General features: G+C 42.4%; 13 protein-coding genes and 1 pseudogene. 12 read left to right on the forward strand and 2 right to left on the reverse strand.

Translation table 11 applies throughout. From position 1 onward, the window contains the following. The first annotated feature begins 74 nt into the window (after positions 1-74). Entirely contained in the window at positions 75-1,730 is a 1,656-nt protein-coding gene (locus NIES592_RS15400; protein ID WP_073556211.1) for a hypothetical protein, read from the forward strand. Between the two features lie 87 nt (positions 1,731-1,817). After that, positions 1,818-2,315 (forward strand): DUF427 domain-containing protein, encoded by a 498-nt coding sequence (locus NIES592_RS15405; protein WP_062250569.1) that lies wholly within the window; start codon positions 1,818-1,820, stop codon positions 2,313-2,315. Positions 2,316-2,473: 158 nt separating this feature from the next. Here NIES592_RS15405 and NIES592_RS15410 read toward each other — a convergent pair whose 3' ends face one another. Next, positions 2,474-3,526 carry a metal ABC transporter solute-binding protein, Zn/Mn family gene (locus NIES592_RS15410; protein ID WP_073556212.1) on the reverse strand — a complete coding sequence of 351 codons (1,053 nt, stop codon included), beginning with the start codon at positions 3,524-3,526 and terminating at the stop codon, positions 2,474-2,476. A 169-nt stretch (positions 3,527-3,695) separates the two neighbouring features. Next, positions 3,696-3,842, reverse strand: a pseudogene (locus NIES592_RS15415) (N-acetylmuramoyl-L-alanine amidase family protein); the annotation flags it as partial. Between the two features lie 1,317 nt (positions 3,843-5,159). Between NIES592_RS15415 and nifB the strand changes: the two are divergent. From nifB to nifN, 10 genes are all read left to right on the forward strand, one after another. Beyond that, positions 5,160-6,608, forward strand: a complete 1,449-nt coding sequence (nifB, locus tag NIES592_RS15420) for a nitrogenase cofactor biosynthesis protein NifB (RefSeq protein ID WP_062246902.1) — start codon at positions 5,160-5,162, stop codon at positions 6,606-6,608. Positions 6,609-6,742: 134 nt separating this feature from the next. Next, positions 6,743-7,084: a 4Fe-4S binding protein gene (locus tag NIES592_RS15425; RefSeq protein ID WP_062246904.1), complete on the forward strand. Its 342-nt coding sequence runs from the start codon at positions 6,743-6,745 to the stop codon at positions 7,082-7,084. Between the two features lie 73 nt (positions 7,085-7,157). Further along, a complete protein-coding gene (gene nifS / locus NIES592_RS15430) occupies positions 7,158-8,366 on the forward strand; it encodes a cysteine desulfurase NifS (protein WP_062246906.1) in 1,209 nt (402 codons plus the stop codon). Between the two features lie 72 nt (positions 8,367-8,438). Continuing rightward, on the forward strand, positions 8,439-9,359 hold the full coding sequence (nifU, locus tag NIES592_RS15435; RefSeq protein WP_062246908.1) for a Fe-S cluster assembly protein NifU: 921 nt from the start codon (positions 8,439-8,441) through the stop codon (positions 9,357-9,359). A gap of 210 nt (positions 9,360-9,569) precedes the next feature. After that, a complete protein-coding gene (nifH, locus tag NIES592_RS15440) occupies positions 9,570-10,460 on the forward strand; it encodes a nitrogenase iron protein (RefSeq protein WP_172451471.1) in 891 nt (296 codons plus the stop codon). A gap of 145 nt (positions 10,461-10,605) precedes the next feature. Beyond that, the gene (nifD, locus tag NIES592_RS15445; protein ID WP_073556213.1) at positions 10,606-12,096 is read left to right on the forward strand and encodes a nitrogenase molybdenum-iron protein alpha chain; all 1,491 of its coding nucleotides are present in this window, start codon (positions 10,606-10,608) and stop codon (positions 12,094-12,096) included. A gap of 151 nt (positions 12,097-12,247) precedes the next feature. Further along, positions 12,248-13,786 carry a nitrogenase molybdenum-iron protein subunit beta gene (nifK, locus tag NIES592_RS15450; RefSeq protein WP_073556214.1) on the forward strand — a complete coding sequence of 513 codons (1,539 nt, stop codon included), beginning with the start codon at positions 12,248-12,250 and terminating at the stop codon, positions 13,784-13,786. A 115-nt stretch (positions 13,787-13,901) separates the two neighbouring features. Further along, positions 13,902-14,228 (forward strand): Mo-dependent nitrogenase C-terminal domain-containing protein, encoded by a 327-nt coding sequence (locus tag NIES592_RS15455; protein WP_071846744.1) that lies wholly within the window; start codon positions 13,902-13,904, stop codon positions 14,226-14,228. A gap of 232 nt (positions 14,229-14,460) precedes the next feature. Beyond that, positions 14,461-15,921 carry a nitrogenase iron-molybdenum cofactor biosynthesis protein NifE gene (gene nifE, locus NIES592_RS15460; protein WP_073556215.1) on the forward strand — a complete coding sequence of 487 codons (1,461 nt, stop codon included), beginning with the start codon at positions 14,461-14,463 and terminating at the stop codon, positions 15,919-15,921. Next, on the forward strand, positions 15,921-17,243 hold the full coding sequence (gene nifN, locus NIES592_RS15465; RefSeq protein ID WP_073556216.1) for a nitrogenase iron-molybdenum cofactor biosynthesis protein NifN: 1,323 nt from the start codon (positions 15,921-15,923) through the stop codon (positions 17,241-17,243). The genes nifE and nifN overlap by 1 nt, the downstream gene beginning before the upstream one ends. Positions 17,244-17,350 lie beyond the last annotated feature (107 nt).

Raw genomic sequence — 17,350 nt, forward strand, 5'->3', positions numbered from 1 at the left:
AGTCAATTACTAACTACTGTACAGGCGAAGTATTTGGATTACCACCAACCAACAACCAACAACTATTCACTACCATGCCTTCTGCTTCTTCTGAACGCTATCAAAGCAGACTTTTTAACTTCGTTCACAAACAATCTCGACGTTGGAGTGAAGGAGTAGGGCGCACCTTTCGTCATCTACAGGTTGCTGCCAGTTGGTCTTTAGAAGCACTAATGTACCCCGTATTTATGCTGCTTCAAAAAGTGCGAGAGTCAGCTGGTAAACAACTACACGCTACTGGACAACCAACACAAACTCCACAATTACAAGCAAATTATACCGATTTCCAACCAGAAGCACCGCTAGCACCCGACATCCCCATTCAGCGAGTGCTAAAGGTTGTAGAAAGACTAAGCATCAACCCCTCACACTCACCCCACCTCCCCTACCCTACGGGAAGCCCTTCGGGTAGTTCCCTTCGGGACGCTACGCGAACGCAGTCGCTCATGGGGGAAACCCCCATAAGCCCGCTGTCTCACCGCTTGCGCGTCTACACCCCACCCCCCCACCTATCACCAAACATCCAGGGAATCGCCTCCCAGTTATGCGATCGCCAACTGGTACTCGTCACTTGCAAAAATGAAATTTTAGATATATTAACGCCTCAGCAAAAGCACGAATTAGAAGAGCGAATGATTACAGAAATCGCGAATTACTGGCGTCAATGGCGCTTAAGTCAAGTTAAAGAAGAAACAAAGCTAGTCGGTGAAATTAATCGCTTGATGACAAAGCTGACTGGTAGTAATGGTGAAAACAAAACACCAGCACTACCATTTGTCAATGCAAAACAAAATACAGAGGAATTATCTTTATTAAATGCGAAGCGATCGCTAGCTTTTTTAGATGCAACTATTGCAAAGCTAGAGTCAAATGCTTTAGAGCCGATTTCTCATACTAGCCGTGAACTCATCCAATTCTTACAAACTCAACTGCAAATATTTATTTATGGAAAAGAGCAAATAGCATTTAGTAAACAAACAACAACCGCTCTTGAGAATACCCAAAATCCAACATCAAATATTCAAAATTTGATTTGGGCAGCATTGAATTTCTTTTTTGGAGAACGTCAGAGTAAAAAATTAGATAATTGTAAATCCAATAATCAAACTCCTCCATTTTTGTTAGTTAATCATAAAAAAAGACAACGTTATACACCCAAAAAATTACTAAAAACTTCTAAATTACAAAGCGATGAATTAGTAGAATTATGGCTGAGTGAAAGTGATGTATTTGGTGATGTTCAAGTTATCAGTAAATCTATTCATCATCCCAACAATACAAATAACATAATTAGCAGTACTACAATTTCTACCCAAGCCCTTCCTAGCAGTCAAACAACAAATAATCCTTTGCACAGCCTGATTTATCGCTTGATAAGTTTGACATCACAACCCCAAGGAAGATTAGTAATAAAGCAAAAACCAGTTACCAATATTACTTCTAATCACACAACATCTAACAAAATATCTGTTGTAACAAAAACAGCATTTGCTATTTTTCAGCAGCAACGTCAGCAAACTACAGGTGTAGAAGCAAAACCAGACTGGATTGAAACAAAAGCCAAAATCATTGGTTATGAAAAACATCCATTAGAGCAAATTTTGGCATGGTTAGATGCTGCTATGCTATGGCTAGAAGAAATGATTGTGAGAGTATTTAAATTTTTACAGCGTCTATGGTGTGGAAAATAATTTAGTTAGTAAATATTGTTCTTTGTCCATGCTTGTTTGTTAATTGAAGAACCTCAAACAACCAACAACCAACAACCAACAAATAAAATGATTAAACCTCAACGCATTGAACCTGGTCCCGGACAAGAATCAGTTTGGGATTATCCCCGTCCTCCTCGCCTGGAGGAAACAAATAAGCATATTCAAATAATATTTAATAGTGTCGCGATCGCTGATACTCACCACGCCAAACGTGTTTTAGAAACTAGTCATCCACCTGTCTACTACATTCCTCCAGAAGATATCAAAATGGAATACTTAATTCCATCACCGCAATCTAGCTTTTGTGAGTGGAAAGGAAATGCGAGTTACTACACAATCCGGGTAGGCGATAAAGAAGCGCAAAATGCTGCTTGGTTCTATCCGAATCCCACACCTGCTTTTGCATCCCTCAAAAATCATGTAGCTTTTTATGCTCATTTTATGGATGCTTGTTATGTGGATGGTGAAAAGGTACAGCCACAACCAGGTAACTTTTATGGTGGCTGGATCACAAATGATATTGTCGGGCCTTTCAAAGGTATTCCTGGTAGTTGGGGGTGGTGATTTGCGATGAGGTAACTGAAATATAGCAAAATTTAATCTGACAGCAGTAAAGTTAATTGCTGCGAACATTTTGTTTTTGCAGGTTACAGCGAAGTCCAAGAAAATATAGGTAAAAAATATTAAATTTTTTGTAGGGGCGTAAAACTGTACGCCCTTACTCATATATTTTTATCATCAAAAAAGTGAAATTGTATAAATGAAATTTTATTTGCAAAAGCTTGCGGCTCAAATATGAGATATGTACCTCCCAATCCTTCCACAATTGTGCGGGTATTAGCAGTTAGCATCTTTTGGTAAGTATCTCCATAGTTCCCTGGTTTACCCAGGTTATCAGTTAAAAGTTTCCTTTCTGAAACTTTCACATCTGCTTGTTTGGCAACTGTATTAATAACATTAGAGTTAGTTGTAGTGTCTACAAAAATTGTTGGCACCTTGGATCTTCTGATTTCTCTAGCTACAGCTTTAACTTTTGCTGGTGTAGGTTTAGAATTAGTATTAATACTTTCTAAGGCATTTATAGATGTGATATTGTAGGCTTTAGCATAATAAGCCATAGCATTATTAGTTGTAGCTAGTCTACGATTATTAGCAGGAATACTATCAACACGCAATTTAATCCACACATTTAACTGGTTTAATTCTTTTTTGATTTTTTGAGTATTCCTTCCATATAAAGTAGCATTTTCAGGTATAGCTTTACTTAAGTTACTGCTAATTACCTCTGTCATTTTGATGCCATTTTTAGGATCGTGCCAGACATAAGGGTTGGATACTAACTTGCCGTTCTTTTGATATTTCAATGGTTTAGGAACTGCACGTTGAGCAACCGCTATTTTAGCTGCACCGTTTTTACTAGCTTTAATTAATTTGAATAAACTTGGTTCAAGGTTATAGCCATTGAAAAAAATAACTTTTGCTTGTTCTATTGCTTGACGATCTTCTGGTTTTGGTTGATAACGATCTGGATCTGTGTCGGGTGAAATCAAGCAAGTCAGATTAATTGTATTTTCTGCCACTTGTTTAACTAAGTCACAAAGTACACTAGTAGTAGCAACAACTTTGGGCAGATTATTGTTTGTTTCACTTGAGGATACAGTAGTTGGAGAAGATGGCCCTACTAAATTACCAGCATAATTACAGCCGACAAGTCCAAAACTGAAGGCAACAAGGATAATACACAGAGGTCGGGATAGTAGTAAATTGTTTGACATACATGCTGAATGGCAGTTTATCACAGCTGGTCCGAAACTGAACTTTCAGGTAATCAGCTTAATAATATACAGTTAATATACAGTTTTGTTGTAGTAGCAAACAGCTGTTCACCACTACAAATAATTGTGAATTAAACGATCGCAGTTTTGCCAAGCTATTTATAAGTGGTTACTGTTTTTCTAGATACTTAAGGATACCTTGAGCGATCGCTTCAGCCATTTTATCTTGATACTCTGGGGTTCTCAATCGAGCAGCATCTTCTGGATTATCAATAAAACCTGTTTGTACTTGAATTGTAGGCACAGAATAGTTTTTGAAGACTTGGAAGGCAGATTAATTTATTAGCAAAGCCATAACCTATCCATGTTTATCTGTGTTCATCGGTGTGCATCTGTGGTCGATTTCTAGTTTTTTGGTAGAGGAATGACATTGCGATCGCCCCCATCTTCTCTTCTACCCCCAGGGTAAGCTCATCTATCCGTTTGAAGACTTATCATATCTGTGAAGGCCGGTAATTGGTAATGGGTAATAGGTAATAGGAAAAACCAATTACTTGTTACCTGCAAGACCAACCATATCGTAAGTAATTAGCCGGAATTGATATCAACTACTGCTCGCTCAAATTGTCCAAATCCCCAAGTAACTTAGAGTTGATTGGTATATAGTTGGTACCAGATACCAACCATTAACAAACAACAATTAAATAAATAGCAATTCTGGGCAACTGAAAAAGCAATATTTTTTCAAAACAGAAGTTCAGCAGTAACTTTAGGTAATAGTTTCTGCAATTTATTCTCATTTTTGAGACTTAAGATTTTCTCTAACTCTCTCTGAGTCAGGCTTTTGCAATACTTCAGCCTTGATTTCCTCCCAATAATTAAAAAAATTTAAATCGCATTTATTATCAAAAAAAAAGTGATATGTTGGATACAGAATTGAATTTCGCATCTTTCTGGAGTAGTTGTCCGTAGTCTACTCCAGATTTCTAAAACGCAAAACCGCATAAATAGTAGTACTTTGGGCTGATTGTCATGAGCCTATGAGTGCAACTTAAAGATAAGCTCAAAAAAACTTAATTTGTTTGCAAATCATTGCTGTGACTAGGTTTGAGGTGAGTACAAAAACACTTGTCCCCTTCTCCATAAATACTTGTACTTCCACCCCAAAATACTAGTACCCCTACCCAAAAAAATTTTTTAATTCTTCACAATGCCCTCATAATCAGGGCTGAAAAATTTGAGTACAAACTTAATAAATCTAATAAATCTTATCCAAGTTGCATATCCACCCTCCCTATTTCACGGCTGATATAAAACATATATCGCCAATCACTTGACGCACCAATCAAGGAGCGATGAGTGAGTGGAGGGATGAGATAGCACCATGCCCCTGTGAACAGAAGTCGTGGCTGTCAGCGCAAATTCCACCCGCATCTTCTGCATGACACACCAGCCGAGAAAACGAGGGTTAATAGCCTACCCCGAACCCCGGTGGGCAGCGCTATAAACAGACGCGACTTCCATTCCTTATAAATCAGTGAACAGTTATCAAATTAAGAATAACCTGACAACTGATTAGTGTTTCCATCTCCCACAGTGGCTGCCAAAGTCCATCGACATCTTGCGAAATTCAATGACTCCACCGTCTACAGGACTCGTCACCTCCCCAATTACGGAAACTACAATTGAAGCAAAATCCAGTGGTTGCGGCGGATGCAGCAGCAGCGCCACAGGGGAAATGGATGAAAAACTGCAACAGCGCATAGCCAAACATCCCTGCTATAGCGAAGAAGCCCACCATCACTATGCTAGGTTACATGTGGCAGTTGCTCCTGCTTGTAATATTCAATGCAACTACTGCAATCGCAAATACGACTGTGCTAACGAAAGCCGTCCCGGCGTAGTGAGCGAATTGTTAACACCAGAAGAAGCAGCACACAAAGTTTTAGTGATTGCTGGCAAAATTCCGCAACTGACTGTTTTAGGAATTGCAGGTCCCGGCGACCCCCTGGCAAATCCAGAAAGGACTTTTCGCACCTTTGAGTTGGTAGCAGAGAAAGCACCCGATATCAAACTTTGTTTATCAACCAACGGTTTAATGCTTCCCGAATATATCGATCGCATTAAACAATTAAACATAGATCACGTTACTATCACCATTAATATGGTGGACCCAGAAATCGGCGCTAAGATTTATCCTTGGGTTCACTACAAACGCAAACGTTACAGAGGTATTGAAGGCGTCAGAATCCTCCACGAAAAGCAAATGGAAGGATTACAAGCCCTCAAAGAAGCCGATATTCTCTGCAAAGTCAACTCCGTGATGATTCCGGGGATTAATGACGAACATTTGGTAGAAGTTAATAAAGTTATTCGCTCTCATGGTGCATTCCTGCACAACATTATGCCGTTGATTTCTGCACCAGAACACGGCACTCACTTTGGCTTAACAGGACAGCGTGGTCCTACTCCCAAAGAATTAAAGGCAGTACAAGACAGTTGTGCTGGTAACATGAAGATGATGCGCCACTGTCGTCAATGCCGTGCCGATGCAGTAGGATTATTGGGAGAAGACCGCAGCCAAGAATTTACCAAAGATAAATTCATGGCAATGGCTCCAGAATATGACCTTGCTCAACGCCAAGAAGTTCATGCAGGGATTGACAAATTTAGAGAAGAACTCAAAGCTGCCAAACAAGCTGTAAAGACGTTACATGTAACGTCTCTACAAAACGCGCCAAAAATTTTAGTCGCAGTCGCAACCAAAGGTGGCGGCTTAGTTAACCAACACTTCGGTCATGCCAAGGAATTCCAGGTGTACGAAGTCGATGGTAAGGAAGTACGCTTTATCGGTCATCGTAAAATAGACCACTATTGCCAAGGTGGTTATGGCGAAACAGCCACTCTGGAAAATATCATTGCAGCGATCGCAGATTGCAAAGCGGTATTTGTTGCCAAAATCGGTGATTGTCCCAAAGAAAAATTACACGCCGCAGGCATCCAAACCGTTGAAACTTACGACATGATTGACAAAGCTGCTTTGGAATATTATCAGCAATACGTCCAGGAAACAGTTAGTTAGTAGTTCATAGTTAGTAGTTATTAGTTAGTTGTTAACCACTAACCACTATCCACTAACTACTAACCATCACCATTACCCAGCACTCATTACCCAGAACCCAATCCTCAATCTACTCCCTTCAATGGAGGATAGTCATGGCTTACCAAATTACCAGCGAGTGTATTTCCTGCAATCTTTGTCAATCTGTATGTCCGACTGGTGCAATCAAAATGGATGGCGATCGCCCCTGGATTGATCCTGAACTTTGTACAAACTGCGTTGGCACTATTCACACCGTACCCCAGTGCAAAGCTGGTTGTCCAACAAGCAACGGTTGCGTCAAAGTCCCCAGCGATTACTGGGAAAAATGGTTTAACACTTATTACCCATTAGTAGCAAAATTAACAAAAAAACAAGATTATTGGGAGACTTGGTTTAATTTTTATTCCCAAAGATTCTCTGAGCAGTTACAAAAAAGTCAGCACCAAGTTGCCTAATTGTTGATAGATGGTTGTTGATTGTAACTAACAACCAACAACTAGGAACAAATTTTAAACAGAATTGGAAACAATGCAGAAAGATTGTATTTATTTAGATAATAATGCCACCACCAAAGTAGATCCTGAAGTTGTAGAGGCAATGCTACCGTACTTAACGGATTATTATGGTAATCCCTCTAGTATGCATACTTTTGGCGGGCAAGTAAAAAAAGCACTTAACAAAGCCCATGAACAAGTTGCTGCTCTCCTTGGGGCTGATGAATCAGAAATTATCTTTACTAGTGGTGGTACAGAGGGAGATAACGCTGCTATTCGATCTGCACTGTTGGCACAACCAGACAAACGACACATTATCACAACCCAGGTAGAACACCCAGCAGTCTTAACTCTCTGCAAACAATTGGAAAAGCAAGGTTACAGTGTTACCTATCTATCAGTAAATCACGCAGGGCAGTTAGACCTCAATGAACTAGAAGCTGCACTCACTGGTAACACCGCCCTAGTCAGCATTATGTATGCTAACAACGAAACTGGGGTAGTTTTCCCGATTGAGCAGATAGGTCTCAGAGTTAAAGAAAGCGGCGCTCTTTTCCATGTGGACGCGGTGCAAGCAGTCGGTAAAATTCCGATGAACATGAAAACTAGCACCATTGATATGTTAACCATGTCTGGTCACAAAATTCATGCACCCAAAGGAATTGGTGCTTTATATGTGCGGCGTGGTGTGAGATTTCGTCCGATGCTCATTGGCGGTGGACAGCAACGTGGTAGAAGGGCGGGAACAGAAAACGTTCCAGGAGTTGTAGCCCTTGGTAAAGCTGCCGAATTAGAATTATTACATTTAGAATCAGCGACAGCTAGAGAAAGAAAACTGCGCGATCGCTTAGAAAAAACGATTATTGCAACTATTCCTGATTGCCAAGTCAACGGTGATTCTACGCAAAGATTACCCAACACCACTAACATTGGCTTTAAGTACATTGAAGGTGAAGCAATTCTCCTTCACCTCAACAAACACGGTATCTGTGCTTCATCCGGTTCTGCTTGCAGTTCTGGCTCTTTGGAACCTTCCCACGTTTTAAGAGCAATGGGTTTACCCTACACAATTTTGCACGGTTCCATTCGCTTCAGTCTTTGTCGTTATACCACAGACGCCGAAATTGATGCTGTGCTAGCAGTAATGCCTGGTATTATTGAACACCTACGCTCCCTCTCACCTTTCAAGAATGACGAAGCAAGTTGGCTGCAAGAGCAAGAAAAAGCACTAGCACATCGCTAATAGGTAATCGGTAATACTTCTCATCACCAATTACCAATTACCAATCACCAATTACCAATTGAAAAATAAGCTATGTGGGACTATACAGATAAAGTATTGGAACTGTTTTACAATCCCCAACATCAGGGAGTAATAGAAGACAAAGGTGAACCAGGAATTAAAGTTGCTGTTGGTGATGTGGGTAGCATTGCTTGCGGAGACGCCCTGAGACTGCATCTGAAAGTTGAGGAAAAAACAGAGAAAATCCTTGAGGCGCGTTTTCAAACTTTTGGTTGTACCAGTGCGATTGCTTCATCTGAAGCTCTGGTAGAACTAATCAAGGGTAAAACTTTGGATGAAGCCCTTAAGGTTACTAATAAAGAAATTGCTAATTACCTGGGTGGTTTACCGGAAGCAAAAATGCACTGCTCGGTAATGGGACAAGAAGCGCTAGAAGCAGCTATTTATAATTACCGTGGGATACCCCTAGACACTCATGAAGATGATGACGAAGGAGCTTTAGTTTGTACTTGCTTTGGCATTAGTGATGCCAAAATCAAACGGGTGATTATTGAAAATAACCTCACCACCGCCGAAGAAGTGACAAATTACGTCAAAGCTGGTGGCGGATGCGGATCTTGTTTAGCAAGTATTGATGACATCATTGCATCTGTGCAAAAGGAAAAAGCATCTGTCACTACTGTAAGTAATTCCCTCAGTCAGACCAATGGGAAGTCAGCAGTAAAAACACTGACGCCAGTGCAAAAAATTGCACTTATTCAAAGAGTATTAGATGAAGAAGTCAGACCCATTTTGATCGCCGATGGGGGAGACGTAGAACTATTCGATGTCGAAGGCGTTAGCGAAGCTGGATGCGAAAGCGTCCTTCGCGTCAAAGTGATCCTGCAAGGTGCTTGTGGTTCCTGTTCTAGTAGCATAGCCACATTAAAGATTGCAATTGAATCTAGACTACGCGATCGCGTAAGCAAAGATATTGTAGTTGAAGCAGTTTAGTAATTAGTTCCTAGTTGGTAGTTACTGGTTAGTAGTAAACAACAACCAACAAACAACAAACACCAAAATTATGACAACCATTTTTGCCATAGAGCGAGCACCTCCATCGGTGACGTTCTATGAAAAGCGGTCACTGCTGACCCAACTAAAGTGAACCTAAACACAAATCCTCTAGACCCACCAAACCAACCAATTGCAGGAGAATAAATAATCATGACTGAGAATATCAGACAAATCGCATTCTATGGTAAAGGCGGTATCGGTAAATCTACTACCTCCCAAAATACCCTAGCTGCGATGGCAGAAATGGGTCAGCGCATCCTGATTGTAGGTTGTGACCCCAAAGCTGACTCCACCCGTTTGATGCTCCACAGTAAAGCTCAAACCACCGTGCTGCACCTAGCAGCAGAAAGAGGTGCAGTAGAAGACTTAGAACTCGAAGAAGTAATGTTAACCGGTTTCCGTGGTGTGAAGTGCGTGGAATCCGGTGGTCCCGAACCTGGTGTAGGTTGTGCAGGTCGTGGTATCATCACCGCCATCAACTTCTTGGAAGAAAACGGAGCTTACCAAGACTTAGACTTTGTATCCTACGACGTATTAGGTGACGTTGTCTGCGGTGGTTTCGCTATGCCTATCCGTGAAGGTAAAGCACAAGAAATCTACATCGTTACCTCCGGTGAAATGATGGCGATGTATGCTGCAAACAACATTGCCCGCGGTATTCTGAAGTATGCTCACTCTGGTGGTGTACGCTTGGGTGGTTTGATTTGTAACAGCCGTAAAGTTGACCGAGAAATCGAACTAATCGAAACTCTGGCTGAAAAACTCAATACTCAAATGATTCACTTCGTACCTCGTGACAACATCGTTCAACACGCAGAATTGCGTCGTATGACCGTTAACGAGTACGCACCTGACAGCAACCAAGCTAATGAATATCGTGCATTAGCTAAGAAAATCATCAACAACACCAAACTCACCATTCCTACTCCTTTGGAAATGGATGAACTGGAAGCTCTATTGATTGAATACGGTATTCTTGACGACGATACCAAGCACGCAGACATCATTGGCAAACCAGCTGAGGCTACTGCTAAATAAGTAATGCCGTAGTCAAAGGAGACACGGAGATGCAGAGACATGGAGTATTTCTCCCCATCTACCCATCTCCCCATCTCCCCTTTCTCCCATTCCTCCCTTCTATACCTGCAATTACCCTAACCCATAAGTCTAACCGAGGCAGACTATGACACCTCCAGAAAACAAGAACCTCATAGAAGAAAATAAACAACTAATTAAAGACGTTCTCCAAGCGTACCCTGAAAAATCTCGCAAAAAGCGCGAAAAACACCTGAACGTTCACGAAGAAGGTAAATCTGACTGCGGCGTTAAATCTAACATCAAATCAGTTCCTGGTGTGATGACCGCTCGTGGTTGTGCTTATGCAGGTTCCAAAGGTGTGGTTTGGGGCCCAATTAAGGACATGGTTCACATTAGCCACGGTCCTGTTGGTTGCGGTTACTGGTCTTGGTCTGGTCGTCGTAACTACTATGTTGGTAAAACAGGTGTTGACTCCTTCGGCACCATGCACTTCACCTCCGACTTCCAAGAACGTGATATCGTCTTCGGTGGTGACAAGAAACTGGCCAAAATTATTCAAGAAATTGAAGAACTCTTCCCTCTCAACCGCGGTATCAGTGTTCAGTCTGAATGTCCTATTGGACTGATTGGAGATGACATCGAAGCTGTAGCAAAGAAAGCTGCTAAAGAAATTAATAAGCCCGTTATACCTGTACGTTGTGAAGGTTTCCGGGGTGTATCTCAGTCCTTAGGACACCACATCGCTAACGATGCTATCCGTGACCACATGTTCCCTCGCTATAACAAAGCGAAGAAGGAAAATACACTCACTATTGAACCTGGCCCCTACGATGTAGCCCTAATTGGTGACTACAACATCGGTGGTGATGCTTGGGCAAGCCGCATGTTACTAGAAGAAATGGGCTTGCGTGTTGTTGCTCAGTGGTCTGGTGACGGTACTGTTAACGAATTGGTTAACGGTCTAGCAGCTAAATTAGTTCTGATTCACTGCTACCGCTCCATGAACTACATCTGCCGGGCTTTGGAAGAAGCTTACGGTATGCCTTGGATGGAGTTCAACTTCTTTGGTCCTACCAAGATTGCTGCTTCTCTACGTGAAATTGCTGCTAAATTTGACTCTAAGATCCAAGAAAACGCAGAGAAGGTTATAGCTAAGTATACCCCAATCATGAATGCGGTAGTCGAGAAATACCGCCCCCGCCTCGAAGGTCATACCGTTATGTTATACGTTGGCGGTCTGCGTCCTCGTCACGTTGTACCTGCTTTTGAAGACCTGGGTATCAAAGTTATCGGTACTGGCTACGAGTTTGCTCACAACGACGACTACAAGCGCACCACCCACTACATCGACAACGCCACCATTATTTACGACGACGTTACCGCCTACGAGTTTGAGGAATTCGTCAAAGCTAAGAAACCTAGCCTTGTTGCTTCTGGAATTAAAGAGAAGTATGTATTCCAGAAGATGGGCTTACCTTTCCGCCAAATGCACTCTTGGGATTACTCCGGTCCTTATCACGGTTATGACGGCTTCGCTGTCTTCGCTCGCGATATGGATATAGCACTCAATAGCCCAACTTGGGGATTAATTGATGCTCCTTGGAACAAGAAAGAACCTAAGGCCAAAGTTGCCTAAGTAAAGTCTAAGGACTAGGGATTAGGGAGTGGGGATTAGGAATTAGGTTAGAATTCTTCCCCAATTCCCATTCCCCGATTCCCAATCACTAATCCCTGGTCTGCGATCTGTAAACACCATTACCCACCCAGCAAGCAAAAGAGATACAAAAATGCCACAGAATCCTGACAAAATTGTAGACCACGTAGACCTATTTAAACAATCAGAGTACACTGAACTCTTCAAGAGGAAGCACGAACAATTTGAAGGTGCACACTCTGACGCAGAAGTAGAAAGCGTTTCCGAATGGACAAAAAGCTGGGACTACCGTGAAAAGAACTTTGCTCGCGAAGCACTAACAGTTAACCCAGCCAAAGGTTGCCAACCAGTAGGTGCAATGTTTGCAGCCCTTGGCTTTGAAGGAACTCTTCCTTTTGTCCAAGGTTCTCAAGGTTGTGTTGCATACTTCCGTACTCATCTCAGCCGTCACTACAAAGAACCTTGCTCTGCTGTTTCTTCTTCTATGACAGAAGACGCAGCCGTGTTTGGTGGCTTGAATAACATGATTGAAGGTTTGAGTGTTGCTTATACACTCTACAAGCCCAAGATGATTGCTGTTTGCACCACCTGTATGGCTGAGGTTATCGGTGATGACTTGGGTGCATTTATTACCAACGCTAAGAACGCTGGTTCTATTCCTAAGGACTTCCCTGTACCCTTTGCTCACACCCCCAGTTTTGTTGGTTCCCACATCACTGGTTACGACAATATGATGAAGGGAATTCTATCTTACCTAAGTGAAGGTAAGAAGAAAGAGCAAACTAACGGCAAAATCAATTTCATCCCTGGTTTTGACACCTACGTAGGCAATAACCGGGAACTCAAGCGGATGCTTGGTTTGATGGGAGTAGATTACACTATTCTCTCTGATAGCAGCGATTACTTTGATTCACCTAATAATGGTGAATATCAAATGTATCCAGGTGGTACTAAGTTAGAAGATGCTGCTGAAGCTTGCAACGCTGAGGCTACTGTTGCTCTGCAAGCCTACACCACTCCCAAGACCCGTGAATACATTGAAACCAAGTGGAATCAAAAAACTAAGGTCTTACGTCCCTTCGGTGTCAAGGGTACAGATGAATTTTTGATGACACTGTCAGAAATGACTGGTAAGCCCATTCCCCAAGAATTAGAAATCGAACGTGGTCGCTTAGTTGATGCGATGACCGATTCCTACGCTTGGATTCATGGCAAGAAGTTTGCAATCTATGGCGAACCAGACTTGATTATCAGTATTGTTAGTTTCTTGTTGGAATTGGGTGCTGAACCAGTACATATTCTTTGCCACAACGGTGACGAAGAGTTCAAGAAAGAATTGCAAGCTATTCTTGACGAGAGTCCCTTCGGTAAGCAAGCAACTATTTGGCTCGGAAAAGATTTGTGGCACTTCCGTAGCTTGCTGTTCACCGAGCCTGTAGACTTCTTTGTTGGTAATTCCTACGGTAAGTACCTGTGGCGTGATACCAAGATTCCAATGGTACGGATTGGTTATCCTATCTTCGATCGCCACCACTTACACCGCTATTCAACCATCGGTTATCAAGGCGGTATCAACCTCCTTAACTGGGTTGTCAATACCATTCTCGATGAAATGGATCGCAACACCAACATCACCGGTGTAACCGATATTTCTTTTGACTTGATTCGTTAAGAATCTCATCAACTCGCGGCGTGCCAATGAAGTAAAAAGTTAAAAGTAAAAACTCTAAAGATGATTCTTTTAGCTTTTTACTTTTTCCTTTTTACTTTTTCCTCGAAATAGAATTATGGAATCGATCAATCATACTCATGCTCACCCTAATTATCACCCGCCTAATGCTCAAAAATCTGGCGGTTTTGATCTTCTACATCCATTACGTCGATTAATCGATAGCATCCAAATCAAAAATTATCATCTTGCTCATTTAATTTGCCAAATGATTCCTTGCTGTTGCCCCTTTGAGCGAGATATTCACTTGTTTGGGTGCATATTTCACATTCCTTCGCTCTGTAAACTTAATCCTTTATATGATAATTTTGTAGGATTGCGTTTTCGGGCATTATCTTACCTCAGCGATGAATGTGGAGAAGATGTCTCGAAATATATTTGCTAGTCGTTACGAATTACTCATTATTAATACTCATTATCCATTACTAATTAGTTAGTGCTTATTGGTTAGTAGTTAGTGGGGAAACAATCAACAAACAACGATGAACTACTAACTACTGTCTACTAACTACTGTACGGGCGAAGCATTTGTATGGGTATCTTGAATTCAAAACGAAATATTTTCGTACAAATGCTTCGCTCCTACTACTAAAAATTCATCCAGCGCGAGGAAACAGATGATAATCACCCAAGGCAAAATCAACGAGCTGCTCTCTGAGCCAGGATGCGAACATAATCATCACAAAAACGGGGAAAAGAAAAACAAGTCTTGCACGCAACAAGCTCAACCTGGAGCCGCTCAAGGGGGTTGTGCCTTTGATGGTGCAATGATTGCCCTAGTACCCATCACTGATGCTGCTCATTTAGTTCACGGGCCGATCGCCTGCGCTGGTAATTCCTGGGGTAGTCGTGGTAGCCTATCTTCTGGGCCTCAACTTTACAAATTTGGCTTCACCACCGATTTGAGTGAGAATGATGTCATCTTCGGTGGTGAAAAAAAGCTTTATAAAGCCATCCTCGACATTCACAAACGCTATAGTCCCCAAGCAGTTTTTGTGTACTCCACTTGTGTTACTGCTCTCATCGGCGAAGACATGGATGCAGTCTGCAAAGCTGCTAGCAATAAAATCGGCATTCCTGTTATCCCTGTCAATTCACCAGGGTTCGTAGGTAGCAAAAATCTTGGCAACCGCATCGGTGGAGAAGCTTTACTAGAATACGTAGTTGGTACTGAAGAACCAGAATACACCACACCCTACGACATCAACCTCATCGGTGAATATAACATCGCTGGTGAAATGTGGAATGTATTACCGTTATTTAAAAAATTAGGTATTCGTGTTTTAGCTAAAATTACAGGTGATGCTCGCTACAAAGAAGTATGTTGCGCCCATCGTGCCAAGCTTAACGTGATGATTTGCTCTAAAGCTTTAATCAACATGGCGCGGAAAATGGAGGAACGTTACGGTATTCCCTACATCGAAGAATCTTTCTACGGCGTAGAAGACATGAATCGCTGTCTGCGGAATATTGCGGCAAAATTGGGTGATGCTGATTTACAAGCAAGAACAGAAAAGCTGATTGCTGAAGAAACAGCCGCCCTCGATGCTAAACTTGCTCCCTATCGCGATCGCCTCAAGGGCAAGCGTGTTGTCCTTTATACCGGAGGTGTGAAAAGTTGGTCTATTATCTCCGCCGCTAAAGACTTAGGCATGGAAGTCGTTGCTACCAGTACTAAGAAAAGTACTGAGGAAGATAAAGCTCGTATCAAGCAATTACTCGGCAAAGATGGCATTACTCTAGAAAAAGGTAATCCCCAAGAAATTCTACGGGTGATTAACGAAACTAACGCAGAGATGCTGATTGCTGGCGGTCGTAACCAATACACCGCCCTGAAAGCCCGGATTCCTTTTCTCGACATCAATCAAGAACGCCACCACGCCTACGCAGGTTATAGCGGCATGGTAGAAATGGCTAGGGAATTAGATGAAGCCCTCTACAGCCCTGTGTGGGAACAAGTCCGCAAACCAGCACCTTGGGAAGACGACTCGGAGACACGGGGACAAGGAGATACAGGAAAGTTCTCCTCTTCAACACACCTGCCCATCTCTGTATCTTTTGAGGAGGAGGACTACTAATGGCAAAAGTTGTCACTCCTAACAAGCCAGTGATAGTTAATCCCCTCAAGCAAAGCCAAACTTTAGGTGCAGCCCTAGCCTTTTTGGGTTTGAAAGGGATGATGCCTTTACTCCACGGTTCCCAAGGTTGTACTGCCTTTGCCAAAGTTATACTGGTGCGGCATTTCCGAGAAGCGATACCCCTTTCCACGACAGCGATGACAGAAGTCAGTACAATCTTGGGTGGTGAGGAAAATGTGGAACAAGCAATTCTAACTTTAGTGCAGAAGTCCCAGCCGGAAATTATTGGTTTGTGTACAACTGGACTAACGGAAACCAGAGGGGATGACATGGACGGGATTCTTAAGGATTTCCGCAAACGTCATCCGGAGTTGGATGAGTTGCCAATTGTACTTGTCTCCTCACCGGATTTCAAAGGCGCACTGCAAGATGGATTTGCAGCAGCGGTAGAAAGTATCGTCAAAGAAGTTCCCCAACCGGGAGAACCAAAGGCGCAGCAGGTGACAATTTTGATGAGTTCCGCCTTCACACCAGGAGATGTGCAACAAATCAAGGAAATTGTCAGTACTTTTGGGTTAATACCAATTATAGTCCCTGACCTTTCAGCTTCCTTGGATGGTCACTTGGATGACTCCTACAGTCCGATTACCGGGGGTGGAACAACTTTAGTACAACTGCATAAAGTCGGTAGTTCTGTGTATACCCTAGCACTAGGTGAAAGTATGCGGGGTGCAGCCAAAATTTTAGAACAAAAGTTTGGCACACCTTACGAAGTGTTTACTGAACTGACTGGATTAGAAGCGGTAGATAAGTTTATGCAGTTTTTGGCAAATTTGAGTGGAACCGCAGTTCCAGAGAAATATCGCCGTCAACGTCGCCAATTGCAAGATGCGATGTTAGATACCCATTTTTACTTTGGCAGGAAAAAGGTGTCCTTGGCGCTGGAACCAGATTTACTCTGGTCAACGGTATATTTTCTGCAATCAATGGGTGCGGAAATTCAAGCTGCTGTCACCACAACGCGATCGCCACTATTGGAAAAACTGCCCATCGATAGTGTCACCATCGGCGATTTTGAAGACTTTGAAAACTTAGCAGTTGGTTCTGATTTGCTGATTGGTAATTCCCATACTCAGGCGATCGCTAAACGTTTAGGAATTCCTCTGTATCGCCAGGGTATTCCGATTTTTGATCGCTTAGGTAACGGTCAATTTACCAAAGTCGGCTACCGTGGCACTATGGAACTCTTATTTGATATTGGGAACCTCTTTTTACACGCAGAGGAAACGAAAGTCAGAGATAGAGATGTGCAGGGGGATTAGGGAAATAGGGGGAGTGTGAGGAGATGGGGAACTCGGAGCCCCTTCTGGGGATTAGGGGCAGTAGGGAGTAAACCACTAACAACTAACAACTAACTACTAATCAAAAA

Source organism: Fischerella major NIES-592, from assembly GCF_001904645.1.
In the GTDB taxonomy this organism is placed as follows: domain Bacteria; phylum Cyanobacteriota; class Cyanobacteriia; order Cyanobacteriales; family Nostocaceae; genus Fischerella; species Fischerella thermalis.